We start from the raw sequence: 26,660 nt of genomic DNA, 5'->3' as shown, positions 1-26,660 counted from the left end.
ATATTCACATGTGTTAACGCATGTGAATGCAAATACATGAAAAGCCTTGAGCTTCGCCAAAGTCATCACTTTGGCTGGTTCAGGGCTTTTTTTTGCAGTTTAACTGAGCAGGACATTTGGAAATAAAATCTTATTTGATTGCTTAAGTCCTGCGCTCAGCTCATAATTTTAAGACCGATAGATTGAATGGGCCAAGTTTCTATCGAGTAACAACAAAAAAGCAAAATTGTGAATAGAGAATTGTTTTAATGCAGGTTTATTATTTCTACCAACATCCGACAGAACATCATATTTTTGTACAAAAACAGCTAAATGCTGAAGCCGAGCCTGAATTTATCTGGATCGATTGTACTCGGGCTGATGTGGTCAATCGTGCGGAGGCGTGGCAAAAAGAAATAGATCAGCATACACCTGTATGCTTAAACGAATTTCATGTCAAAGATATTCTCAATTTAGAGCATCCTTGCGCATTTGATACCATGGATGAATATGATTTACTTATTTTTCGTAAACTGATTACACCAGATGATGAAATAGAAACGGGCGAACAGGCGCTTGAACAGCATGAAAACACGTTTGGTTTAGCCACAACACCAATTAGTTTTATCATGACGCCTCAGGTACTAATTACGGTGCGTGAGCAAGGCAATAAAGCAGTAGAAAATTATATTTCACGTATTGAAACCAATTTTATCCGTTCTACTCAAGAACAAAATAAGTCACGAAAACTTCCGATTACACCGCTCGATTTATCCTTACGCTTGCTGAATAGCATAGTGGATGGTTATCTGGATTTGCGTGTGCCGCTGACCCGACGGGTGGAGTTCTGGCAGCAGGAATTGTTGCAAGGCCATCGCCGGTTTACCAAATGGAATCAGCTATTACAGGAAAGCATGTCTTTTCAACAGGTGGAAAATCTCTGTGAAGAACAGATTGATACTTTACAAGAACTACGAGATGAAATTGTTGATAATTACCCCCATTTAAAAGGCAAGAAGAGGTCTGAACGACAGGATATCATGCTGGTCCGCATGAATGATTTGGTCAGTCATGTTGAGAGAATTCAAAAACATACTGTTCGCCTGCGTGCTTCCATTCAGGCTGCAATCGACTTGCATTTTTCAGCCATCGCCAACCAGACCAATGAAAATATGCGCATCTTGGCGATTATTACTGCCATTTTTGCACCGCTGACTCTATTGACTGGAGTTTATGGGATGAATTTTGAGTTTATTCCAGGTTTGAAATCTCCAACCGGGTTTTGGAGCATGTTGGTCGTCATGCTCATCACTACTGTATTGTTGGTCTATTATTTTTATCGTAGACATTTGGTTGGGCGAGGGGAAAGGAGTGTGATTGACCTGTTGGCACAACAACATAAAGATCAGCGTGTGAATCTGTTCTGGTTCCTGGATTATGAGCCAATTAAGCAATCGGTTAAAGAAACCATGAAAGAAGTTGAAAAACTGACCAAGTTAAAATAGAGCTTTGCTTTTTATAAATCGCTTTTTATAAAAAGAAATCCTATTTTTAAGCGCAACCTAGATAGCTTGCCCTAAACTTAAAATCAGATAAGTGGAATGATGTGTCTTTGCTTATTAAGATTGAAAGCTAAGACAGATCACCCACTTGAGCAGTTCGCGTTAGTATTTTATATATCTCATCTTTTATTTTTAGTTTTTTGCGCTTCATTGACTCAATATCATCATTGATCAGATTGACCGGATTGAGTTCAAGCTGAGTAATTTCCTTATCCAGTTCCTGATGACTTTCAAATATTTTTGCAAAATGGGGGTCATCATGACGTAGTTTATGGATGAGTTCCTGATGTTCAGGAAACATCTTTTTCACTTTTTTATTGCATTCTTTGGTTTTCATAAGCCTAGATTATTCTCACAAAGTGGGTTTTCAGGATAAAAATAACCATCACGTACTTGGCCATATCGAACAGTACGATCCAGTTTAAAAGGCTCAATCAAGAGCCTTTTACATTCATGTGCTTAACTTGCTTGCGTAATTGTTGAACCTCATCTATTAAATCCAGCATCATCGCCACCGCAGAAAAGCTGGCATCAAAGTCGCGTTGTAAACGGTAAGCCCGACGTGCACGAGAAACATCATCACCAAAGAACTGGTGAATACGTTCTTCTGGGCGAGTATCTAAAATATCGTATTCGAGCAGTTGTAAAACCCATTCCGGACTTTGTCCGCAGGCATCAGCAAAATGCTTTAAATCAAAACTATGATGCTCATCAATGACTTCGGCATGATTAGACCCATCACATACAATTTCACGATAATGAATAGTGGTCATGATTCTCTCCTTAAGCATTGCGAGGCTTAAATGCTGAAAAAGCTTCCGCAAAAGCTTGATAAGCCTGCTGTTCATGTTCATTTTGTGCAGCTGGATACACGATATTTAAAACCAGGAATAGATGACCTGGTGTTTTACCGGGGATCCCTTTATCTTTTAGCCGAAGCTGCTGACCGGTCTTGGCATTTTTAGGCAGATTCACCTGCACTTTACTTCCTTCAGGCGTTGACGTTTCAATACTTTGTCCTAGTGCTGCTTCCCAGGGAGCAACATTGACGGTGTAGTAAACATCTGCGCCTTCAACTCGAATTTTCTCCGTGTCTTTATAGTGAATTTCAATATAAAGATCGCCATTTTTCCCGCCATTCACTCCTGTCTGACCTTGTCCTGCAAGGCGGATGTGTTGACCTTCCTTCATCCCTTTCGGAATTTTGACCTGTAAAGTTTTACGCTGAACTTCAGGCTCTCCCAAAGCATTTAAAGTCGGAATTTGCAAGGTAATCTGTTGGGTTGACCCGTGATATGCAACTGTAACATCGACTTCGATACTGGCGTGCTGGTCTTCACCTTGATAACTGCGCTGCTGCTGTCTTTGCTGCTTTTGATATTGATAATTGCCTCCGCCAAAGCCTGAACCGAAACGTCCGAAAAGATCTTCAAAGCCACTAAAGTCTGAATGGCCCTGCTGGTCAAATCCCTGGCGGTAGAAGTGCGCGTTATCAAAGCCGCCTGTCCCTGTATTTGCCCCAGACTGATAAAAAGCTTCAGGATGATCGAGCTGAAAATCATACTCAGCTTTTTTCTCTTGATTGCTTAAAGTGTCGTAAGCCACGTTAACTGCCTGCATTTTTTCTTCCGCATCCGCTTCCTTACTTACATCGGGATGATATTTTCGAGCCAGTTTCCGATAGGCTTTCTTTATTTGATCTGGGGTAGCATTACGCGTAATGCCAAGAACTTCATAATGACTTTTAGACATAAAATAAGAAGCTAAAATTGGCTAGGTTTTAATCATTATTGTGCCTTTCATAAAACTGAAATAGTGTAGATCTGTACCTTATTGTTTCAAATTATGACGAAAAAAAAGCTCCCTTTCAGGAGCCTTTGGAAATATTGAACAAGATCAATATTTAATCCAGGTTACACTGCGTCCAATCACGGATACACCAACATAACCACGGAGGTTTAAATGCTTGCCGCTTGCACTTAGGCGTGCCTTACCTTTGTAAATTTTACCGCCAATAGGATCAAGCACCCGGCCAGAATTAAATTCACGCGGGTTATCCGGATTTTGTTTAAATCCCCAGATAAAAGGTAAACCGAGAAAAGGTTTGTTTTTTAAGTGGCCCGGACAGTTAGAACAGATCACCATTTTTTCGGTTCCCGGAATATTGCGGGTGGCTACAATAACACCTTCGTAGCTGCCATCTGGCTTTTTACTAATTTCAACATCGGCACGCGAATAACCCGTTCGGTCATCAATGGTTTTCCATTTGCCGACCAAAGGATCAGTTCCGTTTTCAGCAAAACTGAAGCAAGAAAGTGTGGCCAATATTGCCCCTGCAAAAATACCTTTATATAAATTCTTCATTAATCCCCCTTAAAATGAAATATTTTTAGTTTTAGAGTAAAACGCCTAATTTATAGCGATAATTGCTTGAAAAATCAAACAAATAAAAAGCCAAATATTTCACAAAAACAACGGATTATGCTTGTTGATTTATTGTTTCGAATCATTAGATGTTAAAAAAGCCCAAAAAGGGCTTTTAGAAAATTAAATTTTGACCCAAGTGATGTTTCGGCCGACCGCTGAGCCATCTTTAGAGCCACGAATGATTAAATGTTTTCCATGATTGCCCAGTCGGGCACGAGCAGGGTATTGCTGTCCGGTAACAGGATCTAGAAAAGTACCGTCAATAAATTCATTATTCTTCTCTGGATTGAGTGTTAAACCAGACAGCGTGGTCATGCCCACAAGAGGTTTATTTTTATTTGCACCACTACATTTTTCGCAAACCGAATTTAGATAGGCTCCAGGTACCGCACGAACATCGATAATTTTAGCGGAATAATGATTACTCTTATCTTTTTGAATGATCACATCCGATAGCGAGTAGCCAGTTCGGTCATCAATGGTTTTCCACTGGCCAATTAAAGGGTCGCTAGAAGCAAAGCCAGAACAGCTGACGGTTATAGTGAATAACATAAAAAAAGACATGCGTAATTTTGAGTTCATAAACCGTTTAACCCCAAGAAAAATGAGAGAAAGCATACCTAACACAATAAAGGCATAAAAAAATTATGGTTTTATTTATAACGAATTTAACGGGGTATTACCAGTTAAATAAATAAAAATTAATAACTTTATTATGTGAATAAGGTTGTAAAAACAAATTAAGAAATGCTCTGGATAAAATCACAAGTTTTTATGAAAACCTGGAATGACTGTAGAGTATTTTTATTCAGTCCTAATCCATGACACTGTTCGACCTAACAGGCTGGTGCCTACAAATCCACGTAATGTAAGCACATTTCCGCGTGCATTAAGGCGTCCTTTGCCCTGGTAGACATGACCTGAAAGTGGATCTAGAACATGGCCATCAATAAATTCATCTTTATTCTTGGGGTTCTGCTTAAAGCCTGAAAGGATGGGAAGGTCAATGAGCGGTGCATTTTTTAATGCTCCTTTACATTTTTTACAATGATCAATGGCAGGGCGGTTTGGAATGGCATGAACTTTGACAATTTTTCCCGAGTAAGTTCCATTCTTTTGCTGGGTGATTAAAACATCTGCACGTGCATATCCGGTTTTGTCGTCAATGGTTTTCCATGTGCCGGTTAAGTCAGGCGTTTCCGCATGAAGGATACTGCTGGCAAGAAGCACCAATCCACCCAAAATTATTTTTGTGTTCATGTAAACATTCCAGTCATTAATTTATTTTTATGTATGAAAAATAAAAGCTTTATTGAGATTATTTGCTTTATTTCGGTATGGAATTTTACTTAAAAATAATCAGATTACAAGTCACCAACCTAGATCTAAACAGGTTGGCAGACAGACGGGGCATTAAATTTGGGCATAAAAAAGAGCAGCGATAACGCTACTCTTTTTATGGATTTTTTTATAGGCTTGAAGCTGAATTAACTCAGATGTTGACCAAATAAGCCAAAGGCTTCTTCGGCCGTAAAGGTATAACGCGTACTGCAGAATTGGCAGTCCATGGTAATCGGGTTTTGAAACTCCAAGGTTTCACGTACCGCCTCAACCCCAATTTGAATCAGTGCATTGGCACAACGCTCTTTAGAACAGGTACAACCAAAGCTTAATTGTTCAACTTCGGGTAACCGAACATCTTCTTCGTTATACAAACGGTAGAGAATTTCTGTGGCTTCAAGGTCGGTCAGTTCTGCTGGCTTTAATGTGTCAGTCAGCATGGTTAGGCGTGGCCAGAGATCATCATCGACAAGTTGCTGCTCTTCTTCATTGATGCGCGGCAACAGTTGAATGAGTAAACCGCCAGAACGTTCGGTGGTGCTGGCTAACATGATTTTTGTTGGAATTTGTGCAGATAAATCATAATACTGCATCAAACAGCCGGCTAGGGTATCGTGTTCAATAGGAACAATACCTTGATAGCGTTCACCAAATTCAGGTTCAATATTAATAAACAGTACCGGGCTGACCAGTGCTTTGAAAACCGTACTGCTATCCTCTGCTTCGATGAAGCGTGGATCTTCTTCGTAATCGGCTGAAGCACGTATTTGACCTAAATGGTTGCATTCCGCCATGGCCCATTTGAATGTACCTGCTGCCTGAATTTGAAGGCTAATACGTCCTTTAATTTTAAGGGTGCTTGCCAGTAGGGCGGTCGCACTGAGCATTTCCCCCAAAAGGATTTGAATGGCTTGCGGGTAGTCACGTTGGGCAAGAATGGTTTGCAAAACTTTTTCGAGATGCACCACTTCCCCACGAACCGGGCAATTTTCAATATAAAAGCGTTGACGTGATTCAGACATAAATTTCTCCAATAGCCCGTGTTAATGGTGTCTACATTGTAAAACACAAGCTAGTTACTATCATCTCTTGTGACATCAATACGCTGATGTTCTAGGCCGCGTTGTAAATTGACGCCAGTCGGTTCTTGACGAATTTGAGCATCACTTTCAAATAAGTGTTCCAGCTCGGCTAAAGCATTACGATGCGTTTCATAAATCTTTTGTTCATCGGTATAGACCCGTTGTTGCTGAAGCAATAATTTTTCATCGTAATCACGAAACAATTCAATGCTTTTATAAGCATCTTCTTCACTGATATCCAGTTCACGCAAGGCACGATAGGCCATACCCATAGACGATAAATAGGTTTCACGCCAGATATGTTCTACCCCTAAATCTCGCAGTAAATGCACATGATGACGATCACGTGCACGCACCAAAAGTTTCAGGTTCGGATAGTTTAAGCGAATATGACGTGCGACATTCATCGAGTCTTCAATATCATCAATTGCCAGAACAAAGACTTTGGCGTGTTCAACACCAGCAGAACGTAAGATATCCGGTTGTGTGGCATCACCATAGTATACTGTACCGCCATAATTTCGCACGAAATCAACTTTTTCCAAATTGCTGTCAATTGCGGTGAAGGACTGATGCTGTAAATGCGCAATACGGGCAATGATCTGACCAAAACGCCCAAATCCGGCAATGATCATCGGGTTGTGCGTATCTGGAATTTCATCATAGACTGGAGTTTTTTCTTTATCAATCAATGGAATAATCCAGCTGCTAATCATCCAGTACAGCATTGGGGTGAGCACCATTGAAAGTGTAACAATCAATGTTAAAGGCTCAAGAATAGCTTGGGTTAAGACTTTTTCGCTACTTGCGACTTTCAGCACCACAAAGGCAAATTCACCACCTTGCGATAAGCAGGTGGCAAGCAGCAAGCTGTTGCGCCAGGAATATTTTAAATAGCGCGCAATTGCAGTGAGGGTCAGGCTTTTGACCAGCATTAAAATAAGTGCACCACCGATAATCATCCAGGGCATATCGACCAGGAGAGACAACTGTGTGGTCATGCCGACCGTCATAAAAAACAGACCGAGTAACAGCCCTTTGAAGGGCGCAATGCTGGCTTCAAGTTCATGGCGGAATTCAGAATCGGCGAGTAAAACACCGGTTAAGAAAGCCCCCAAAGTCGTACTGATGCCGAGTACATCCATCAGTGCAACTACGCCCAAGACAATAAACAAACCCACAGCAGTAATCAGTTCATGCGCACCGCTTTTTGCCACAAAGCGGAAAAATGGACGCATCATATAACGACTAAACAGGAACAAGCCGCTAAAGGTCGCAATGATTGCGGCAAAATAGGCAACGCCATGATGGGTCGATTCAGTGCCGGCCAATAAGGGGATAATCGCCAGCAGGGGAATGGCGGCAATATCTTGAAATAATAAAATCGAAAAAGATTGCTGCCCGAAGGTGGTATTCAGTTGTTGTTTTTCAGAAAGCAGTTGTAGGACAAAGGCGGTAGAAGATAGAGCCAATGCAGTTCCAATCACAAAACTGGCAGAGAGGCTTTGGTTTAAGGCGAAAAAGATAAGGATGGCAAGAATAACACCAGTAATGCCGACCTGTAGGCTGCCCATTAAAAAGATGGATTTGCGCATTTCCCATAATCGCTGTGGACGTAACTCCAGACCAATAATGAACATCAACAAGATCACGCCAAATTCAGCCAACTCCTGAATCGCTTCCGGATCGCTGGCCAGATTGAATGCGCTGGGACCAAGCAAAATGCCTGTAAACAAATAGCCGAGTACGGTGGCGATACCAAAGCGTTTGGCAAGCGGCACCAAGAGTAAGGAAGCACCCAAGAAAATCGTAATTTGTAATAGTAGCGACATCGGCCTGTCCTAGAATTTATTTTAAATCCAAAAATTTTAAGCAAAGTATCAGCTTTGACTTAGCTTAATTCCTGAGGGTCTATATCCAGTGTAAGTTTCATGGTTGAGGGCTTTTGATGCAACATATTTTGCCACCACGCACGAATATAGAAGTGTAATCGGGCACGATCTTGTGACAACAGCACCATATGCGCCTGATAACGTCCAGCTTTGCGTTCCATTGGAGCTGGAATCGGTCCCCAAATATCAATCAGGTTTTCAGAGACCTGTCTTAGGGCTTGGGCGTGTTGCTGTAAGAATTCCTGGTTCTGTTCCTGGCTTTTCGATTCACAGCGAATGAGTGCCCCGTAACGAAAAGGTGGAAGTAATGCAGCTTGACGTTCTTTTAAGGTCTGTTTGGCAAAATGACGGTAATCCTTGTCAATTAAAGTGTTGAGTAAAGGATGATCCGGTCTCAGAGTTTGTAAATACACTTCACCCTTGCGTTCACCGCGTCCGGCACGTCCTGCAACCTGTACAATCAGTTGCGCCGTGCGTTCCGTAGCGCGAAAATCCACACTGAGTAAGCCGGAATCAATATCTAAAATAGCGACCAGGGTGACATAAGGAAAATGATGCCCTTTGGCCAGCATCTGGGTGCCGAGCAAAATAATCGGTTCACTTTTTTGAATTTTGTCATAAATTTTTTGCCAGCTGCCGACTCGACTGGTGGAATCACGATCCACCCGAATCACCTCAAAATTAGGAAACAAGGCTTGTAAATTTTCTTCAACTTTAGCCGTGCCCAGACCAATAGGCTTTAATTCAGTATGTTTGCATTGCGGACAATGCTCGGGCATGCGGTGAATACTGCCACAGTGGTGACAATGCAAATGTTGATACGGCTGTCGATGCACGGTAAAGTTGGCATCGCAATGCGGACATTTCGCCTGCCAGGCACAGCTTTCACAAATCAGCACAGGTGCATAACCACGGCGGTTTAAAAATACCAACACCTGTTCTTTTTTATCCAGGCGCTTTTGAATTTCATCAATCAGGCTTTGACTGATGCCATTTTGCTTTTGTGCAATTTTTAGGTCAATCAGATGGATTTTTGGCATCAGCGCGATACCTGCACGCTGATTTAATTCTAAACGTGTCATTTTTCCTGAATCAGCCAGTGCATAACTTTCAATGCTAGGTGTGGCTGTACCCAAAATAATCGGACAACTTTCTAGATGTGCACGATACATTGCAACATCACGGGCATGATAACGAAAACCTTCCTGCTGTTTAAACGAGAGGTCGTGTTCTTCGTCGAGAATGATCAAGCCCAGATTCGGTAGCGGGGTGTAAATGGCAGAACGGGTTCCCAGAATAATCGAGGCTTTACCGGTTTGTGCGGCTTGCCATGCCTGCAAGCGTTTTGAATCGTTCAGTCCCGAATGCAGCAGCACAATATTGCCGTGGAAACGTGACTGAAAGCGGCTAATGGTTTGTGGGGTTAAACCAATTTCAGGAACTAAAACCAAGACCTGTTTGCCCTGTTTCAGCACCTCTTGCATGATTTGCAAATAGACTTCGGTTTTACCGCTTCCGGTTAAGCCATCCAGTAAAAAAGCCTGATATTTTTTCTGTGCTTTAAGCACCTGTTGTACTGCTTTCTTTTGGTCCTCATTCGCCGTTAACGGCATTTGCGCCAATGTGACAGGCTGCGGACTGAAATCCTGATTTTCCAGAACACATTCCACAATGTCTTTTTTCTCTAAAGCCTTTAGCGTCGCTGTTTCAATACCGGCCAGATTTAAAATATTTTCTGTGGTTCCCTTCGGATGTAATTTCAGCACTTTATAGGCTTGTTGCTGTTTTTCAGAGCGTTTTACTTTTGCTTCAGCCGCTAAATCCAGCACTTTCCACATCCGCGCCAATAAATTATACGGTTTGCCCTGACGCAAGAAGGTCGGTAAGGCACTCTGGAAAACTTCACCAATCGGAAATTGGTAATATTGAGCGGACCAGGTGAGTAAATTCAAGCTTTTCTGATCTAAAAGGGCATGCTCATCCAGCAGTTCGCTAATGGCTTTAAGCTTGAAACGCGGATCAATAGGAGTATCACTTGTTAATTTTTCAACAATAATGCCGACCAGATTCTGACGTCCAAACGACACGGCAACACGTGCCCCAACTTCAGCTTGCTGGTATTGTTCAGCGCTGAGCATGTAATCAAAGCAGTCATAGATATGTACAGGCACTGCAACACGGATGCGATAAATGTCGGAAGGAGTCGATGGTGTATTTGGCATAAATAAGGGTTAAAGCGTCCTGATCAAATTTCGTCGTGCTAAAGATAGAGTTATGTTAGAGTGAGCAAATCATGAATATCTAAGAATATGAATGATTTTGGTGGTCAGACGCAACAGCGCTGAAGGAAATTTTGGAAAATTAGAGCATCACAATGCCTGCATATCAATTTACTGCCATTGATGCTTCAGGGAAGCAACAAAAAGGCGTGTTAGAAGGGGATTCAGCACGTCAAATTCGTCAACAGCTGAGGGATAAAGAACTCATTCCTGTGACGGTCGATCCTGTTGAGCAAAAAGATAAGCATAACTCAGAACGCTGGTTTCAGAAAAAAATCACCGCTTATGATTTGGCCTTGTTTACCCGTCAGCTTTCAGTTTTGGTTGCAGCAGGAATTCCTTTGGAAGAAGCGCTGCGTGCAGTGGGCAAGCAGAGTGAAAAAGCCCATGTACAAAATTTGTTGATGTCCGTGCGCTCAAAAGTCATGGAAGGGCATTCACTGGCCAATGCCTTGCAGCAAGCCGGACGTTTACCGGATTTATATATCGCCACCATCGCTGCCGGGGAACGCTCGGGACATCTGGATTTAATTCTGGATCAGTTGTCAGATTACACCGAAAACCGCTTTGCCATGCAAAAGAAAGTGCAGGGCGCGATGATTTATCCGATTATTCTCATGCTGATGTCCTTTGCAATTGTGATGGGACTGATGACCTATGTGGTTCCCGACATTGTAAAAACCTTTGATCAAAATAAAGATGCATTGCCCTGGATTACCGTGGCATTGATGAAAACCAGTGATTTCATTCGTGTGGCATGGCCGTTTTTATTGGTCGCGAGTATCGTTGGTTTTACGGCTTTAGTCCGCTTTTTAAGAACCTCGGCAGGACATTATGCTTTTGACCGTTTAACGCTCAAATTGCCATTATTTGGTAAATTATCGCGTGGTATAAATGCAGCACGTTTTGCCAGTACCTTATCGATTTTAACCCAGTCTGGCGTACCGCTGGTGGATGCACTTAAAATTGGTGCTGCGGTAAGTAACAATTGGGTGATTCGTGATTCTGTTAATCTGGCCGCAGAGAGAGTCACTGAAGGTGGCAACCTTGCAACGCAACTGGAGCGCAGTGGTTATTTCCCACCGATGATGGTACAAATGATCAAAAGTGGTGAAGCATCAGGCGAGCTGGACCGTATGCTGGAGCGTGCCTCGACTATGCAGGATCGCGAAGTGACTACACTGATTTCTACCTTGCTGGCACTGCTTGAACCATTGATGCTGGTGTTGATGGCCAGTATTGTGCTGGTGATTGTGATTGCGGTGATGCTGCCGATTGTCAATATGAATAATATGATTTAACCCATCTTATAAAGATAACGAATTTGCGAGAGAGTGATATGCAAGGGAAACTATATCCAGTGAAACAGTCTGGCTTTACTCTGATTGAAGTCATGGTCGTGATTGTGATTTTAGGTGTCTTGGCTGCGCTGATTGTACCGAATGTCATGGGACGTGGTGAAAAAGCCAAAGTCGATACTTCTGCCATTACCTTAAAAGGTGTTGCTGGAGCTTTAGATCAGTACAAGCTGGATAATGGTAAATATCCATCCATGCAAGATGGTGGTTTAGATGCACTGGTGAATCAGCCTGCTTCTGCAAAAAACTGGATGCAGGGTGGTTATGTCAAAGGTGGCTATCCAAAAGACAGTTGGGAAAATGACATTCAATATGTGATTCCAGGTGCCGAAGGCCGGGCATTCGATTTATATTCTTTTGGCGCCGATGGTAAAGAGGGCGGCGAAGGTACAGATGCCGATATTTATTATCAGCCTTAATTGAGAATCATTATTTATTTCAAAGTTATAGAATATATCACTTCACTGTGTGATGCTCTGCAATACTAAGTGAAGTGATAATACATCTTGATTATAAAATATATATTAAGTTATTGGATTTTTTGAAATTATATAATAATCTCTTTTTGAGACTTATAATAAGAATGATTAGCATATGTAATGGTTACAATAATGGTAAGGTATGAAGAAATATAGTCTTTTTATTTAATTAAAACTGCGCATAATATCCTTAATGGCACTTTTTTAGCCAAGGAGGGTGGAATGAAAGCATTAATCATATCGGATGAAATTAACCAGTTTCATGGAGCAATGCTCAAGTCTGTTCTTTTAATTTTGAGTTTGCTTCCCATAAGTCAGGGCATTTTAACTTTATGGAATGCGACGCAAGGAAGTAGCCAGATTATGGTCGGCTTTTTTGCCATCAGTTTATTTAGTGCGCTATTTATATTATGCTTTTGGTCTGCATTAAAAGCGACTGTACTCAGCTTAAAACAACAACAGATTTCAGCTTTAGAACAAAGTGTAGTGAATGTTTACCGTTATATCCCGATGCTGTTTTTAGCAGCCATGATGTCTTATTTAGTGACCCAGTTTTAACATCAATTGAATAAAAAACCGAGGCATTGACCTCGGTTTTTTTATAGCCTTTTTATGCCTTCTCCCTCTGGGAGAAGGCTGGGATGAGGAGAGTTTAAATCCTATCCCTACCTTCACTTGCACTTCGCTTTAAAAGCAATGCTTTAAAGCTCGTTCAGGAGAGGGAACACCGTAATGCTTAACGTCGTGATTTAAACGACACATCTACCTTACGTGGACGATAAATCCAGCCCAGAATCAACAACAACAATGAGAAACCTAGAATTGGCCAGTCACTCAGGCGCATATATAAGGTTTCACCTTGCATTGCTGGAACATCACCACGAAGAATGGCGGTTTGATCCGTTGGAGCCTGTTTTACAATATGTCCGTGATGATCGATAAATGCAGTCACACCGGTATTGGTGGCACGAATAAACCAGCGGCCATTTTCTTTGGCGCGCATTTGCACCATTTGTAAATGTTGCCAAGGGCCTGCAGTTCCGGTAAACCAGGCATCATTTGACACAGTGACCAGGTAATCGCTTTGACTGGCATTACGACGCGTCAGGTTTGGATAAGCCACTTCATAGCAAATCGCCGCACCCAGCGCATGGTTTTTCACATTCAATGGTTTTTGATCACGTGCACCCCGAGAGAAACCACTCATCGATGGGTCATTTTGCAATGCGGGTAATACCCAGCTCAGCCAGCCAGATAAAGGAATATATTCACCGAAAGGGACTAAACGTTGCTTTTTATATAAGCCTTCAGTCTCATCACCTGTAGCCATAATGCTGTTGTAGTACATTGGCTGCTGTTCGATTTTTGATTCTTTCAAATCCCAGTAAGGAAGACCAGTGACCCATGCCGTTCCAGATTTTTCTGCCTGCACTTTCATGGCATCTAGAAAGGGTTCGATATCGGTCTGGAACATTGGAATGGATGATTCAGGCCAAATGATCAGATCACGGCCCCATTCAGTACGACTTAAATTGGCATAGATCATCAAGGTTTTGACTTGATATTCGGTCAGCCATTTAAGGTCTTGCGGAATATTGCCTTGAATCAGCGAAACTGAAAGTGGTTTCTCATCCTTTTTTTCCACAAAGTTGAGATATGACGCACCCCAAGCCCCGAGCAATAAAATCGCGGAAGGGACAATCCAAAACACACGTTTATTCAGAATTTCAACCAACGCACAGGCCAGTATGATCACCACAAACGATACGCCGAAGATCCCAAACAAGGGTGCATAGCCATCCAGGAAGCGTTCAGTGAAGGCATAGCCGACAAATAACCACGGAAAGCCGGTAAATACCCAGGTTTTTGCCCACTCGAAGAATACCCAAAGCGGTGCAAAAGTTAGTGGCGTTTCAGGAAAGAATCGACGATAAATCCAGGTTTGCAGGGCGGTAAATAGTCCCATCACCAATGCCATAAAGGCGATCATCAGTACACTTAAAAAGGCACTGGTATCACCATAAACATGGATTGAGGTATAGAGCCAGAATGCACCGACAAACCATAAGCCAAAGCCGTAAGCCCAGCCAATGCCAAAGGCTTGTCGTGCCGAACGTTTACGCAGTGATGCATACAGCAAGGCAGGGGACAGCAGTGCAAGCCACCAGTAATAATAAGGTGCCAGCGCAAAACTGAACATGGCGCCTGAAAATAACGAAATTAAAAAAGGATAAATAAACGGGAGCTGATTTTTTTGTTGAGCGGAATTTAACAGCTTATCAAAGTATGTTCTCATTTACGGACAGCTCGAATCAGATGAATAGTGCGTGCATCTGCTTCTACAATGGTGAATTCCCAATTTTCAAGCTCAATGATTTGACCTTGTAAATCGCTGACTAGACCCATTTCTTGAAGCAATAAACCGCCGACAGTTTCTACTTCATCATCGGAAAAATCAGCATCTAAAACATTGTTAAAATGTTCAATTGGTGTAAGCGCTTGAACGAGCCAGGTATTCGCTGTCTGAGGATCATTATCTGGAATAATGAATTGGGCCTCTTCATCGACCTTATCGTGTTCGTCCTCAATTTCACCGACAATTTCTTCTAAAATGTCTTCTAAAGTCACCAGTCCGGAGGTTGTGCCATATTCATCAATGACCACCGCGATATGCGTTTGAGTGTTCTTTAACATGCGAAGTACTTGGTCAGATCGGGCACTTTCCGGGACAAAGATCGGTTGACGCATAAGCGTGCGAATATCGACTTTATTGCTCTGTTCGGTTAAAAATGGCAGTAAATCCTTGGCCAATAAAATTCCAACCACATTGTCGGGCTGATCGGACGAAAATACCGGAAAGCGAGAATGCGCAGACTCTATAAGGGTATGCAAGATGTCGAGTAGCTGATCATCTTCTTGCAGGCTAATCATTGAGGTACGTGGGGTCATGACCTCACGGACTTTTGTCGCAGGAAGGTCAAGTACGCCTTCAAGCATTGCAACAGTATCGGGTTCTAAAAAACGACGTGAATCTTGTACTAATTTTAGCAGTTCGTCGCGAGTTTCGGGTGCAGTGCTTAACCATTTACGTAAGCCACGCATGCCCCACGACGGGCCTGATTCCTCGTGCATGATCTTTCCTAAAGACTCTTAATATCTAAAAAAACAAATTTTATCATACTCGAGAAAATATAGATGTCTATCTATAAAATTGCAGTATTCCATGAATGCATGAGTCATCATTTTCGATCTTTGGAGTACCTGTCTTGAAAGCAAAAGACAGCATTTAAGTTTATGGTAAAATGACGATGATTTTTTGATACCGAGTTTAAGAATGTCTGAACCGCTTGTTACTCCCACTATTCAGCTGAATACACGAGGACTACGTTGTCCTGAACCTGTAATGATGTTGCATCAAGCGATTCGTAAATCAAAATCGGGTGATGTGGTGGAAGTGTTTGCCACGGATAATTCGACCTCTTGGGATATTCCGAAGTTCTGTATGCATTTAGGCCATGAATTATTATTACAAGAAGAAGTGCTGGATGAAGCGGGCAATAAAGAGTTTCATTATTTGGTCAAGAAAGGCTAATTCAACATATTTTAGTCTTCATTTTAAGATGACATAAAAAATCCCCTCGAAAGGGGATTTTTTTATTAAAAGTTACATGTTTGGATATGAGGAGCACTGCTTCGCAAGATGAGGCAGGAAAAACACTGTTTTAACCTGCCGCAAGGACATTACATGTTAGGGTAGTTCGGACCACCACCGCCTTCCGGCGTTACCCAGGTGATGTTCTGAGACGGATCCTTGATGTCACAGGTCTTGCAGTGCACACAGTTGGCTGCATTGATCTGGAAACGTTTGGAGCCGTCATTATTTTCCATGATTTCATACACCCCGGCCGGGCAGTAACGCTGCGCAGGCTCATCCCATTTCGGCAGGTTCACGTCAACTGGAATCGAGGCATCGGTCAGCTTCAAATGTGCCGGCTGGTTTTCTTCATGCACGGTGTTGGAAACAAACACCGAAGACAGGCGGTCAAAGGTTAGCTTGCCATCCGGTTTTGGATAGTTCGGCTTAAAGGTTTCTGCTGCCTGGGTTTTCAGTGCGGCATGGTCCTGTACCAGGTCATGCAGCGTGAACGGGACTTTAAACACATTCTGGTCGATAAAGTTAAATGCACCACCGATCCACTGGCCAAACTTGTGCATGGCCGGGCCAAAGTTACGTGAGTTATACAGCTCTTCTTTCAGCCAGCTGTTGTTGAACTTGTCGGTATAAGCCGTCAATTCTTTAGTGAAGAAATCTTCGCCTTCAACCACACGGGCAACTGCAAGGTCACCGCCTTTTGCAACACCGGCAGAGATCGCTTCAAACACTGCTTCACCGCAGAGCATGCCCGATTTCATTGCGGTATGAGAGCCCTTGATCTTGGCAAAGTTCAGGAAGCCTGCGTCATCACCAATTAAAGAGCCACCCGGAAAGGTGAATTTCGGTAAGGAGTTAAAGCCGCCTTTGGTTACGGCACGCGCACCATAGGAAATACGCTTGCCGCCTTCCAGATATTGCTTGATTAAAGGATGGGTTTTCCAGCGCTGCATTTCCATAAACGGATACATATGCGGGTTGGTGTAGGAAAGATCGACGATCATGCCCAGGGTCACCTGATTATTCTCAGCATGATACAGCCACCAGCCGCCTGAAGAACCGGTGTCGCTTAAAGGCCAGCCGGCACCGTGCATCACTAAGCCCGGCTTGTGTTTTGCAGGATCAATTTCCCAGAGTTCTTTAATCCCGATGCCGTAATGCTGCGGATCGGCATCTTTGGCCAGGTTGAACTGTTCAATCAGACGCTTGCCGAGATGACCGCGGCAGCCTTCAGCAAAAATGGTGTATTTGGCATGCAGTTCATAACCCGGAGTAAAGTTATGTGTCGGTTCACCATCCTTGCCAATGCCCATGTCACCGGTCTGGATGCCTTTAACGCTACCATCTGCATGATAGAGAATTTCAGCAGCCGCAAAGCCCGGGAAGATCGATACTTCCAGCTCTTCGGCTTTAGTGCCTAACCAGCGCACCACGTTGCCAAGCGAGATGACATAGTTGCCGTCATTGTGCATGGTTTTTGGCACCATCCAGTGCGGGGCCTCCTGTGATTTTTCATCAGAGAGCAGGAAGAAGGTTTTGTCTTCAGTCACCGGAACATTTAACGGCGCGCCTTGTTCTTTCCAGTCCGGGAACAGCTCGTTCATGGCACGCGGTTCAAGTACCGCGCCCGACAAGATGTGTGCACCGACTTCAGAGCCCTTTTCCACGACACAAACGGACAGATCATTCAGGTTGTTTTCAATTGCAAGTTGACGGATCTTGATCGCTGCAGACAGACCGGCCGGTCCTGCGCCAACGATGACGACGTCAAACTCCATCGATTCACGTTCGATGTGTTCCATGTAGGACTCCTCATATGATTTGAAGGGGGCAACCGTGGTGATTTCACCCGGTGCTGCCATGAGTGTTCTTAATGCCCAGACACAATTTTATTATCATGTCTTTTATATTGTGGGCTAGTATAGTTTTAAAGCTTGATCTAGCCAATTGGCTGAATCATATTATTTTTCCGTCAGCAGGGGTATTCCGTATGGCTAATCAAAATAATGCACCAAATCAGACGAAAAATGTCACTATTCCTGATGATAAAAATTTAATGGGTATTACACAATACTTAAAAGATGCACAGACCGGTCACAAAAGGTCAATTCCTCCATTGGACCAATTTAACCCAAAGCATTGCGGTGCAATGGATTTAAAGGTAAAAGCCAACGGAGAATGGTGGCACGAAGGTCAATTGATCAAACGGCAAGCCCTGATTGACCTGTTCTCTACCGTACTCTGGAAAGAAGACGGCAAGTTCTATTTAAAGACACCTGTTGAGAAAATTGAAATAGAAGTTGAAGATGAACCTTTATTTGTCAATCAGGTGGATCAGGTCGAAATTGAGGGTAAAAGCTATATTCAACTTACCACTACAACCCAGGATGTGGTGATTGTGGATCAGGAACATCCAGTTTTCATGCGTGAATATTCAGGTGAATTGCGTCCTTATGTATATGTCCGTTTTGGCATCAATGCCTTAATTCAACGTTCTGCTTTTTTTCATTTAATTGAAATGGGAGAGCTACTTGAAAATGACAAAAATGAAACCATTTTAAGCTTACAAAGTGGTGATTTTCACTTGCAATTAGGCACCTGAGGTTTAAGCTTTGTGCTTCCGATTTCCTGAACTGCTGAAAGTGAAACTATGACAGCCATTCATCCTATTTATCCTTTAACAAATCCAATGCCCAAGGCGCAACCTGATGCACCGATTGGGATTTTTGACTCTGGAATAGGTGGGTTGTCTATCGCACAGGACATTGCGAATTATTTGCCCAAAGAACGCATCCTTTATTATGCAGACACTGCAAATGTGCCTTATGGACCGCGTGAAGATCAAAATATTCGTGAGCTCACCGCTTATGCAATTGAATGGCTGTATCGTCAAGGTTGTAAAGTGGCAGTGGTAGCATGCAATACCGCTTCTGCTTTTAGCCTGGATTATTTGCGTGATCATTATGGTGAAAACTTTCCGATTATCGGCTTAGTGCCTGCATTAAAACCTGCTGTATTACAAACCAAATCCAAAACAGTGGCGGTTCTGGCAACGCCAGCAACTTTTCGGGGCAAACTGATTCAAGATGTAATGCAGCGTTTTGCCCTGCCTGCCCAGGTAAATGTTATTCCGGTGACCTGTCTGGATTTGGTGCCCTTTGTAGAAAGTGGTGCGCAGATGAGCGCGGAATGTTTAGCGACTTTAAAAGAGATTTTACAACCCGTGGTCGACCAAGGCGCAGATTATTTAGTCTTGGGATGTACCCACTATCCCTTTCTCAAACCTGCAATTGAATCGATTTTTGGTCAGAAACTGACATTAATTGACTCTGGTGTACCAGTTGCGCGACAAACAGCCCGAATTTTGATTAAAAATGAGTTATTATTTGAACAAGATCAAAAAGACAGCTTAAGAATTGAATGTCATGTCAGTGGCAATAATGCAGAAAATTTAAAAACTGTGTTGCAGTGCCTGATTCAAGAGAATTTAACTTGGGATATTCGTAACATTAGTGTTGAATAAGCAAAGAAACGTAGCTAGTCTTTTGAAATATAGTAAAAAAATTAAATTTAAATTGGGGTGGTCGATTACAGCCTAACTGATCAGCAGAGCTACAGTTAGGGATGTAATGTGCAATTGGAAGAGGATAACCAATGCTCGATAAGCGTTATCAGGTTTTTATTTCTACGTCTGGCAGTGAGATGCAGCCCGAACGTATCGTTTTAGCTCAAACTCTGGTGGGAATGGGATTCTTTTCTTGGGGATTAGAGCAACGAACCCCCTTGAGTACGGCATTTGCACGTCGTCAGATTGATGACTGCGACTATGTGGTGATTCTTTTAGGCAGCCAATACGGTGAGCAATCGGTGTCAGGTGTCGGGTATATGCATCTCGAATACATTTATGCGGTCACCAAACAGAAACCGATTATTGTCTTTATGCATGAAGATCCGGCGTCCCGGGACTCGACTTTGCAGGATCAAAAACCGGAGCTTCGCGAAAAATTCTTGGAATTCCGCAAATTATTACAACAAGAAGCGGATCAGATTTTTACTTACCGTAGCATTCGTGATTTGGAAATGGCAGTGCGCTTTAACATGCCACAAATGCTCGAACGCTATCCTGTTTCAGGTTGGGTTCGACCGCAGAATACGCAATCCTTGCATGATGAAATTGATCAGCTTAAAGCTAAAATTGAGCAGCTTGAAACTGAAGTGGGCAAGCGAGAAGTCGATCCGTTTTTATCTTTACCCAAGGTTTCAATGCATGAATTATTTTCTTTTGAATATCGAATGCATGCTTATCAGGACGGGAATTTCAAAGAACTGAAAATTCAAAAGAAACTGACCTGGGCACAATTACTGAATATTTTAGGCAGCATGTTTGTCAATCCGACGCCAGAAGAATATTTTTCTAAGTGTATGAATGATTATTTAAATGATACGGGCTTAGAGGATGCACGTGTAGAAATGCCGCGTGCACATGCAGTGGCACGTGCGCAAATTAATATTCGTGCCTTGCACAGTATTAAAATGCAAATGCGTCAAAATGACTGGATTGTACAATCTGGACGTGACGATCGTCAGCGTATGTTGTGGCAAATCACCGCCAAAGGGCAAAAGCTTTTAGAAAGCAATTTGCTGGATAATAATCGTGTTTTTCAATTTAAATCACAATATTAATCTATATAGAGAAAGTGCAGAAAACTGTTAAAGTAAAGCAGTTCATATATGTTGGAAAAGGGTTTGATGTTTTCTGCACCTAAAGCGAAAGTCACCATTATTTTAGCCAATTTGGGTACGCCGGACGAACCTACTGTTCCTGCAGTGCGCCGTTTTCTGAAACAGTTTTTATCTGATCAGCGGGTCATTGAAATTCCAAAACCCATTTGGCAAATTATTTTAAGACTGTTTATTTTACCGTTTCGTCCTAAGCGGGTGACCCATGCTTATGCAATGGTCTGGGGGCAAGATTCACCGATGCGTGAAATTGTTTTGGAACAGGTTCAAGCGGTTCAACAGCAGTTAATTGAGCATTATCCACAATTTGAATTAAATATTGTCCCGGCCATGAGCTATGGTAATCCGGGCATTCAGGAATTGCTGCAAAAGTTAAGTCTAAATCCGCAAGATCACATTATTTTACTTCCGCTGTTTCCTCAATATTCGGCAACCTCGACTGCTCCGCTGTATGATGCAGTGGCAAAGTGGATCCTGACCCAGCGCAATTTACCAGGTTTGTCGATTGTTCGTGATTATTATCAGCATCCTTTATATATTCAGGCTTTGGCGCAAAGTGTGCGCGACTATCAGGCTGAACATGGGGTTGCAGAAAAACTGTTGATGTCATTCCATGGTATTCCACAGCCTTATGCAGATAAGGGCGATCCTTATGCAGACCGTTGTCGAATTACCGGGCAACTTGTGGCGCAGGCTTTGGGTTTGCAGGATGATCAATGGGGATTGAGTTTTCAGTCGCGTTTTGGCAAACAGGAATGGGTGAAACCGTATACTGATCAGCTGTTAAAAGACTGGGCAGAGCAAGGGGTAAAATCGGTGCAGATTATGAGCCCGGCATTTTCCGCAGATTGTCTTGAGACTTTAGAGGAACTGGCTTTGCAAAATGCTGAAACCTTTAAGTCAGCAGGAGGTGAACACTATGCCTATATTCCTGCATTAAATGCCCGTACAGATCATATCGCATTGCTCACCACCTTGCTTCAAGCTAATCTTGATGCATTAACGCAGACATTTGCCCACTAATTTCACCGAGGTTTCGCCCTTATGTTGCAAGTCAAAATTGTTCCTGTCACGGCATTTCAGCAAAACTGTTCAATTGTTTGGGATTCAGAAACTAAAGAAGCCGTTTTAATTGATGCAGGGGGTGAGCCTGAAAAATTAGCAGCTGAAGTTGAAGCACTCGGTTTGACAGTGAAAGCTTTATGGTTGACCCATGGTCATCTGGATCATGCCGGTGCAGTGGGAGCATTAACCCAAGTGTGGAATGTTCCTGTGATTGGCCCGCATAAAGAAGATGCTTTCTGGCTAGACATGATTCAGGAAGTATCGCAACGTTATGGTTTTCCTATTCCAGAAAAAGTGGACGTTACCCAATGGCTTGAAGGTGGTGAAGTATTAAAGCTGGGCGATGAAGAATTTGAAGTACGTTTCGCACCCGGTCATACTCCGGGTCACGTGATGTTCTATAACAAGAATTATAGTCTGTTATGGACAGGTGACGTGCTGTTTAAAGGGTCTATCGGTCGTACCGACTTTCCACGCGGCAATCATCAACAACTGTTAGATTCAATTCAGCGTGAATGTTTTAGCTTGCCAGATGAAACCCAATTTATTTCAGGTCATGGTCCAATCAGTACCATTGGTTTTGAAAAACAGCATAATCCCTTTGTTGCGGGTAAAGCGGGTTAACGCTTGAAATTTTGTCGTAAAAAAGTCTGCAGATGCAGACTTTTTTACATATGCAATTCTTTGAAATAATTAAAACTCATCTTCTTCACGGCCGCCATCCGCTTGCGGTGCATCTTGGGTAGACAGTTTGTATTCATCATTTGCCCAAGCGCCCAGATCAATCATCTTGCAGCGTTCTGAACAAAAAGGACGGAACTCGTTGCCTTCCCAAGTCGAAGGTTTGCCACAACGCGGGCAAGGAAAAGTGCGAGGCATCTTATTCTCCGGATAAAAATGATGATTCGATTAGTCAAACTCAACCGCTCTTGCTAGACTTGAGCCGATTTTTGTTAGTTTGATCTGATTATGCCAATTCGTCAATTTCAAGCACAGCGTATGCATGCGCCTCGTGATTTTCAAATGATTTGCCCAGAGCCAATTTGTGTGGAAATTGGTGCAGGTAAAGGTAAACATGCCTTGCTTTTTTCGAGTCAGCATCCTGAACATAAATTGATTGCCATTGAACGCACCCGTGAAAAATATTTGGCGATGCAAAAACAGCATGATCTAGAAGGACAAAGCAATTTACAGGCGATTCATGCCGATGCCATGCCATGGATTGTGCATGCTTTATTGCCAGCACAAGTGCAGCAATTTTTTATTCTGTATCCTAATCCTGAACCGCATAATCCGGCACAGCGCTGGTTGAATATGCCATTTTTTGAATTTTTACTGTCACGCTTAAAAATTGGTGGAACGGTGACTTTAGCCAGCAATATTCCTGAATATATAGCAGAAGCGCAGCAGCAGTTAATTGAGATCTGGAAATTACCATTTGTTAAAGAAGTCATTCCAGCTACATCGGCACGTACCCATTTTGAAATTAAATATTTGCAGCGTGGGGAACTCTGTCAGCAACTGATCATCATCAAGCCAGAAGGCTATACCACCCGTTTTGATGATTTTATGCCGCTACAAGGTCAAAATGCGGTGATCGAAACTGCATCAGAAACCAAGCCAAAAGATGCTGAATAAATTTGCTATGAAAAAACGTGTTGCAATTATTGGGGCAGGTCCAGCGGGGCTGATGGCGGCAGAAGTTTTAACCCAGTACGATTATGACGTGCATGTTTATGAACAGAAACCCTCGGCCGCACGTAAATTTTTAATGGCGGGGAAAACTGGATTAAATATTTCCCATGCCGAGCCTGTAGCACAGTTTATAGAGCGTTATGATCAGGCAGACTGGCTGGCAGATTGGATAAAACAGTGGGATGCAAACTGGATTCAACAATGGATGAAGGGCTTAGGGATTGAATCTTATATCGGTTCATCCGGTCGGGTCTTTCCTGTTGAGATGAAAGCTGCACCACTGCTTCGTGCCTGGTTAAAACGCCTGGTTGAACACGGCGTGATTTTTCATTATCGGCATCAATGTCTGGACTTAAGCAGTTCCGAATTACAGGTTAAAAACCTGGTCACGGAACAGGTGGAAACCCAGCAGTTTGATGCCATGGTGATGGCATGCGGTGCAGTGTCATGGTCAAGACTTGGCAGTGATGGTGTGTGGCAACAATGGTTATCTCAGGATGAAATTGCAGCCTTTCAAGCCAGTAATGCCGGTGTAGAACGGTCTTGGTCCAAGTTTATGCAACCGGTATTTGGCCAGCCTTTAAAGCGTGTTGAAGCATGGGTGGATGATCAGGCCAAAACCATGGGCGATATTGTGATTAGCCATTATGGTCTAGAAAGCGGCCTGATCTATAAACAGGGTCGTGCCTTACGTCAGCAGCTTAAAAATGGTCAAGCCATGCAACTCTTTCTGGATTTAATTCCAGATCAAACTGTTGAACAGCTTGCGCAAAAATTACAACCGAGTAAAAAGCAGTCTTTAAGTAATGTCTGGCGTAAAGCAGGTTTAGACCCTGCCAAAGCCAATCTGGTGCGTGAATTGGTGGCTAAAGATCTATGGAATGATCCACTGGCTTTAGCACAGCAGGTCAAGCATTTGGCTATTGCTCTAACGGGCTTCCGTCCGATTGAAGAGGCGATTAGCTGTGCTGGTGGCATCAAGCGAGAAGTCTTGTCTGAACGACTCCAGTTGAAGTCAAATCCGCATGTGTTTTGTTGTGGCGAGATGCTGGACTGGGATGCGCCAACTGGCGGTTATTTATTGACAGCATGTTTTGCCACAGGCCGTGCCGCAGCTGAAGGGGTGCATGGCTATCTGGCTGCGAAAATATAGCCGGGAACATTTTGAACTGTGATTTGAAGCATGCTAGGCTGAAAGTTCAATCATTATAAAAAATGCGGCTGTTATGTCTAAACAAAACCTGTATAGCGGAAGCTGTTTATGTGGCGGTTTACGCTATGAAATTCATGGCGAAATTGGTGACATCGTGCAGTGCCATTGCCAAAAATGCCGTAAAGCCAATGGCACAGCTTTTGCCAGCAATGCTCCCATTCGAAAAGCAGATTTTAAAATTGTGCAAGGTGAACATTTACTGAAAAAATTTCAATCGAGTGAAACGACTCAGCGCTGTTTTTGTGCCGATTGTGGCTCACCGATTATCAGTATTAAAGCTGAAACACCGGATCTGTATCGTTTGAGAATTGGCACTTTGGACACACCACTTCAGCAAAAGCCGACCCAACATATCTTTGCTGCCTCCAAGGCAGAGTGGGATAGCATTTGCGATGGCCTGCCACAATATGACGAGCGGGCATAAGTCACTCCAACAAAGATGAAGGGATTAAGTCATCCTTCTTATCAGGCCGATTTTGCGGTCCCAGCTTTGCTCGCTTCAGGATATTGTGACTGCCAATGTTCCAGTTGTTCCTGAGCATGCAAAAACTCGCCCAGGCCTTTGACCTTGTCTGCCGAGTTCTTCACGGGTTCTGCTTTTTTATCTTTGCGCCCATCATACAGTCTGGCTTGATTTTGCCAGTATTCTGCAATCAGGCCCTGAATATAGCGCCCTTGTTCGGTTTTTAAATCCAGTTCTTTGAGCATGTTTAAAGCCGAGCGAATATTGTCGCGTTTACGGTTCTGCGCAAATTCATCGGTCAGCGAGCCTTCATCCTCCATTTTGATCAGTTCGTCTTCCATCTCGTCACTCATTTGGCTGAAGCGCTGATCGAAGTCGGTGAGTAAGGCAATGTCATGCTGGTCATCTGGGGTTTTTTCAAAAGATTTGACCGGTTCGGTAATTAACTCCTGCATGACTTTATCTTCAGGCTGAATTTTATCGTTTTGAGTGGCGCTATTTTTGCTGTTATCACAGGCACTCAGGAATACACCCGAACACAATAAAACAGACAGACCAAGTTGTTTCAGTTGAGGCTTTTTCATGATGATTCCTTATTTTTGATCAATTTTTTTAAAATCATAAGCATGGGTTAGATAAGGGAAAGCGATTTCATCCTGGGGATATTGACCAGTGTAGCTGAAGACAATCTGTTCAAATAGGGTTTTTAATTGCTGTTGTTCCTGCTCAGGCAGGGCGGCAATAAAACTGGTAGAAAGCAGACGTTTAGACACCACATTTTCTACTGTACCGACATGTCGCTGCTGAAAAGTCTGGACATTTTCCAGCTGAAATAACGATTGCTGCTCGAACACATTTTTCCACTTTTCACTATGATAACGAGGTGTGTTACCCTCCAAAGGTTCAATCAGGTCAGCCAGCGCTTTGACCCAGTCAACGGTTATATCGCGTTGATTCCAGATTAGCGCCAAATGTCCTGAAGGTTTCAAGATCTGATGAATTTGCTGTAAAGTCTCCAGATTGGCAAACCAGTGGAAGGATTGCGCACAGATCACGGCATCCATGCTATTTGCAGCGACAGGCAAATCTTCACTGCTGGCTTGTAGGGTTTGAATCTCTGGATATGCTTGTTGCAGCTGTGCAAGCATTTCCGCAATTGGTTCAATCGCGGTGATGTGTGAAGTGATTTGCTGTAAGTAGGGTAAGAATTTGCCAGTGCCAGCACCCAAATCGATGACCCGCGATTTTTCACCAAGTTGCAGCTGATGTTGCAGCCAGTTCACGATGTCTTGTGGATAATCCGGACGAACCTGTTGATAAAGTTCTGCAGCAGAACTAAAGCCTTTTTGAGCGGCTGGATGGAGTGATTGTGTCATATTTTGCGCTTTTTAATATTCTTGGCATCTATAAAATACCATAGTCGCTTTTCGTAA

Annotated in this window: 28 protein-coding genes; 13 read left to right on the top strand and 15 right to left on the bottom strand. The window is 43.0% G+C overall.

What is annotated here, in order from left to right; genetic code table 11:
- The first annotated feature begins 248 nt into the window (after nt 1-248).
- Complete coding sequence (locus ACU0NF_RS02910; RefSeq protein WP_445660071.1) at nt 249-1,484, top strand: magnesium transporter CorA family protein; 1,236 nt, start codon at nt 249-251, stop codon at nt 1,482-1,484.
- Between the two features lie 127 nt (nt 1,485-1,611).
- Here the strand turns inward: ACU0NF_RS02910 and ACU0NF_RS02905 are convergent, their stop codons facing one another.
- From ACU0NF_RS02905 to ACU0NF_RS02865, 9 genes are all read right to left on the bottom strand, one after another.
- A complete protein-coding gene (locus tag ACU0NF_RS02905; RefSeq protein ID WP_131385321.1) occupies nt 1,612-1,878 on the bottom strand; it encodes a YdcH family protein in 267 nt (88 codons plus the stop codon).
- A gap of 97 nt (nt 1,879-1,975) precedes the next feature.
- Entirely contained in the window at nt 1,976-2,314 is a 339-nt protein-coding gene (locus tag ACU0NF_RS02900; RefSeq protein ID WP_131385319.1) for a chaperone modulator CbpM, read from the bottom strand.
- Between the two features lie 10 nt (nt 2,315-2,324).
- Nucleotides 2,325-3,293, bottom strand: coding sequence for a DnaJ C-terminal domain-containing protein (locus ACU0NF_RS02895; protein ID WP_445660070.1), 969 nt, complete (start codon nt 3,291-3,293; stop codon nt 2,325-2,327).
- 144 nt (nt 3,294-3,437) lie between these two features.
- Complete coding sequence (locus ACU0NF_RS02890) at nt 3,438-3,905, bottom strand: DUF2147 domain-containing protein (RefSeq protein WP_131385316.1); 468 nt, start codon at nt 3,903-3,905, stop codon at nt 3,438-3,440.
- 183 nt (nt 3,906-4,088) lie between these two features.
- The gene (locus ACU0NF_RS02885; RefSeq protein WP_445660069.1) at nt 4,089-4,520 is read right to left on the bottom strand and encodes a DUF2147 domain-containing protein; all 432 of its coding nucleotides are present in this window, start codon (nt 4,518-4,520) and stop codon (nt 4,089-4,091) included.
- A gap of 252 nt (nt 4,521-4,772) precedes the next feature.
- Nucleotides 4,773-5,228, bottom strand: a complete 456-nt coding sequence (locus tag ACU0NF_RS02880) for a DUF2147 domain-containing protein (RefSeq protein ID WP_445660068.1) — start codon at nt 5,226-5,228, stop codon at nt 4,773-4,775.
- Nucleotides 5,229-5,455: 227 nt separating this feature from the next.
- Nucleotides 5,456-6,331 carry an Hsp33 family molecular chaperone HslO gene (gene hslO, locus ACU0NF_RS02875; RefSeq protein WP_370982684.1) on the bottom strand — a complete coding sequence of 292 codons (876 nt, stop codon included), beginning with the start codon at nt 6,329-6,331 and terminating at the stop codon, nt 5,456-5,458.
- A gap of 50 nt (nt 6,332-6,381) precedes the next feature.
- Nucleotides 6,382-8,223 carry a monovalent cation:proton antiporter-2 (CPA2) family protein gene (locus ACU0NF_RS02870; protein WP_445660067.1) on the bottom strand — a complete coding sequence of 614 codons (1,842 nt, stop codon included), beginning with the start codon at nt 8,221-8,223 and terminating at the stop codon, nt 6,382-6,384.
- 59 nt (nt 8,224-8,282) lie between these two features.
- Nucleotides 8,283-10,505, bottom strand: coding sequence for a primosomal protein N' (locus ACU0NF_RS02865; protein ID WP_445660066.1), 2,223 nt, complete (start codon nt 10,503-10,505; stop codon nt 8,283-8,285).
- A 152-nt stretch (nt 10,506-10,657) separates the two neighbouring features.
- Between ACU0NF_RS02865 and gspF the strand changes: the two genes are divergently transcribed.
- From gspF to ACU0NF_RS02850, 3 genes are all read left to right on the top strand, one after another.
- Nucleotides 10,658-11,863: a type II secretion system inner membrane protein GspF gene (gene gspF, locus ACU0NF_RS02860; RefSeq protein ID WP_445660065.1), complete on the top strand. Its 1,206-nt coding sequence runs from the start codon at nt 10,658-10,660 to the stop codon at nt 11,861-11,863.
- 38 nt (nt 11,864-11,901) lie between these two features.
- On the top strand, nt 11,902-12,339 hold the full coding sequence (gspG, locus tag ACU0NF_RS02855) for a type II secretion system major pseudopilin GspG (RefSeq protein WP_407307959.1): 438 nt from the start codon (nt 11,902-11,904) through the stop codon (nt 12,337-12,339).
- 282 nt (nt 12,340-12,621) lie between these two features.
- The gene (locus ACU0NF_RS02850) at nt 12,622-12,957 is read left to right on the top strand and encodes a hypothetical protein (RefSeq protein WP_445660064.1); all 336 of its coding nucleotides are present in this window, start codon (nt 12,622-12,624) and stop codon (nt 12,955-12,957) included.
- 178 nt (nt 12,958-13,135) lie between these two features.
- On the opposite strand, the gene lnt is transcribed toward ACU0NF_RS02850, so the two are convergent.
- Together lnt and ACU0NF_RS02840 are read right to left on the bottom strand one after the other, a co-directional pair.
- Nucleotides 13,136-14,695 (bottom strand): apolipoprotein N-acyltransferase, encoded by a 1,560-nt coding sequence (gene lnt / locus ACU0NF_RS02845; protein ID WP_445660063.1) that lies wholly within the window; start codon nt 14,693-14,695, stop codon nt 13,136-13,138.
- On the bottom strand, nt 14,692-15,531 hold the full coding sequence (locus tag ACU0NF_RS02840) for an HlyC/CorC family transporter (RefSeq protein WP_445660062.1): 840 nt from the start codon (nt 15,529-15,531) through the stop codon (nt 14,692-14,694). Before ACU0NF_RS02840 ends, lnt begins: the two co-directional genes overlap by 4 nt.
- Before the next feature lie 202 nt (nt 15,532-15,733).
- Between ACU0NF_RS02840 and tusA the strand changes: the two genes are divergently transcribed.
- The gene (gene tusA / locus ACU0NF_RS02835) at nt 15,734-15,991 is read left to right on the top strand and encodes a sulfurtransferase TusA (RefSeq protein ID WP_004649978.1); all 258 of its coding nucleotides are present in this window, start codon (nt 15,734-15,736) and stop codon (nt 15,989-15,991) included.
- A 149-nt stretch (nt 15,992-16,140) separates the two neighbouring features.
- On the opposite strand, the gene ACU0NF_RS02830 is transcribed toward tusA, so the two are convergent.
- Nucleotides 16,141-17,853 carry a 4Fe-4S dicluster domain-containing protein gene (locus tag ACU0NF_RS02830; RefSeq protein ID WP_445660061.1) on the bottom strand — a complete coding sequence of 571 codons (1,713 nt, stop codon included), beginning with the start codon at nt 17,851-17,853 and terminating at the stop codon, nt 16,141-16,143.
- 188 nt (nt 17,854-18,041) lie between these two features.
- Here ACU0NF_RS02830 and ACU0NF_RS02825 point away from each other — a divergent pair, with 188 nt between their 5' ends.
- The 5 genes from ACU0NF_RS02825 to ACU0NF_RS02805 all read left to right on the top strand — a co-directional run bounded on the left by ACU0NF_RS02825 (nt 18,042) and on the right by ACU0NF_RS02805 (nt 22,480).
- Entirely contained in the window at nt 18,042-18,653 is a 612-nt protein-coding gene (locus tag ACU0NF_RS02825; RefSeq protein ID WP_131385296.1) for a DUF1285 domain-containing protein, read from the top strand.
- 48 nt (nt 18,654-18,701) lie between these two features.
- Nucleotides 18,702-19,574 carry a glutamate racemase gene (gene murI, locus ACU0NF_RS02820; protein WP_131385294.1) on the top strand — a complete coding sequence of 291 codons (873 nt, stop codon included), beginning with the start codon at nt 18,702-18,704 and terminating at the stop codon, nt 19,572-19,574.
- Nucleotides 19,575-19,705: 131 nt separating this feature from the next.
- A complete protein-coding gene (locus ACU0NF_RS02815; protein ID WP_131385292.1) occupies nt 19,706-20,734 on the top strand; it encodes a DUF4062 domain-containing protein in 1,029 nt (342 codons plus the stop codon).
- A gap of 66 nt (nt 20,735-20,800) precedes the next feature.
- Nucleotides 20,801-21,814: a ferrochelatase gene (gene hemH, locus ACU0NF_RS02810; RefSeq protein ID WP_445660127.1), complete on the top strand. Its 1,014-nt coding sequence runs from the start codon at nt 20,801-20,803 to the stop codon at nt 21,812-21,814.
- 21 nt (nt 21,815-21,835) lie between these two features.
- A complete protein-coding gene (locus tag ACU0NF_RS02805; RefSeq protein ID WP_131385290.1) occupies nt 21,836-22,480 on the top strand; it encodes an MBL fold metallo-hydrolase in 645 nt (214 codons plus the stop codon).
- A gap of 69 nt (nt 22,481-22,549) precedes the next feature.
- Here the strand turns inward: ACU0NF_RS02805 and ACU0NF_RS02800 are convergent, their stop codons facing one another.
- Nucleotides 22,550-22,735, bottom strand: a complete 186-nt coding sequence (locus ACU0NF_RS02800) for a DNA gyrase inhibitor YacG (RefSeq protein ID WP_445660060.1) — start codon at nt 22,733-22,735, stop codon at nt 22,550-22,552.
- 84 nt (nt 22,736-22,819) lie between these two features.
- Between ACU0NF_RS02800 and ACU0NF_RS02795 the strand changes: the two genes are divergently transcribed.
- From ACU0NF_RS02795 to ACU0NF_RS02785, 3 genes are all read left to right on the top strand, one after another.
- On the top strand, nt 22,820-23,494 hold the full coding sequence (locus ACU0NF_RS02795) for an SAM-dependent methyltransferase (protein WP_445660126.1): 675 nt from the start codon (nt 22,820-22,822) through the stop codon (nt 23,492-23,494).
- Between the two features lie 7 nt (nt 23,495-23,501).
- Nucleotides 23,502-24,704, top strand: coding sequence for a TIGR03862 family flavoprotein (locus ACU0NF_RS02790; RefSeq protein ID WP_445660059.1), 1,203 nt, complete (start codon nt 23,502-23,504; stop codon nt 24,702-24,704).
- A 73-nt stretch (nt 24,705-24,777) separates the two neighbouring features.
- The gene (locus ACU0NF_RS02785) at nt 24,778-25,188 is read left to right on the top strand and encodes a GFA family protein (RefSeq protein WP_445660058.1); all 411 of its coding nucleotides are present in this window, start codon (nt 24,778-24,780) and stop codon (nt 25,186-25,188) included.
- 41 nt (nt 25,189-25,229) lie between these two features.
- Here the strand turns inward: ACU0NF_RS02785 and ACU0NF_RS02780 are convergent, their stop codons facing one another.
- Both ACU0NF_RS02780 and ACU0NF_RS02775 read right to left on the bottom strand, forming a co-directional pair.
- Nucleotides 25,230-25,811: a hypothetical protein gene (locus tag ACU0NF_RS02780; protein WP_445660057.1), complete on the bottom strand. Its 582-nt coding sequence runs from the start codon at nt 25,809-25,811 to the stop codon at nt 25,230-25,232.
- 9 nt (nt 25,812-25,820) lie between these two features.
- Nucleotides 25,821-26,603, bottom strand: coding sequence for a class I SAM-dependent methyltransferase (locus ACU0NF_RS02775; RefSeq protein WP_445660056.1), 783 nt, complete (start codon nt 26,601-26,603; stop codon nt 25,821-25,823).
- Nucleotides 26,604-26,660 lie beyond the last annotated feature (57 nt).

The sequence above is a fragment of the Acinetobacter sp. F16 genome (assembly GCF_052712855.1).
The sequence above is the reverse complement of the archived record's forward strand: the minus strand, read 5'-3'. Positions and strand labels throughout refer to the sequence as shown.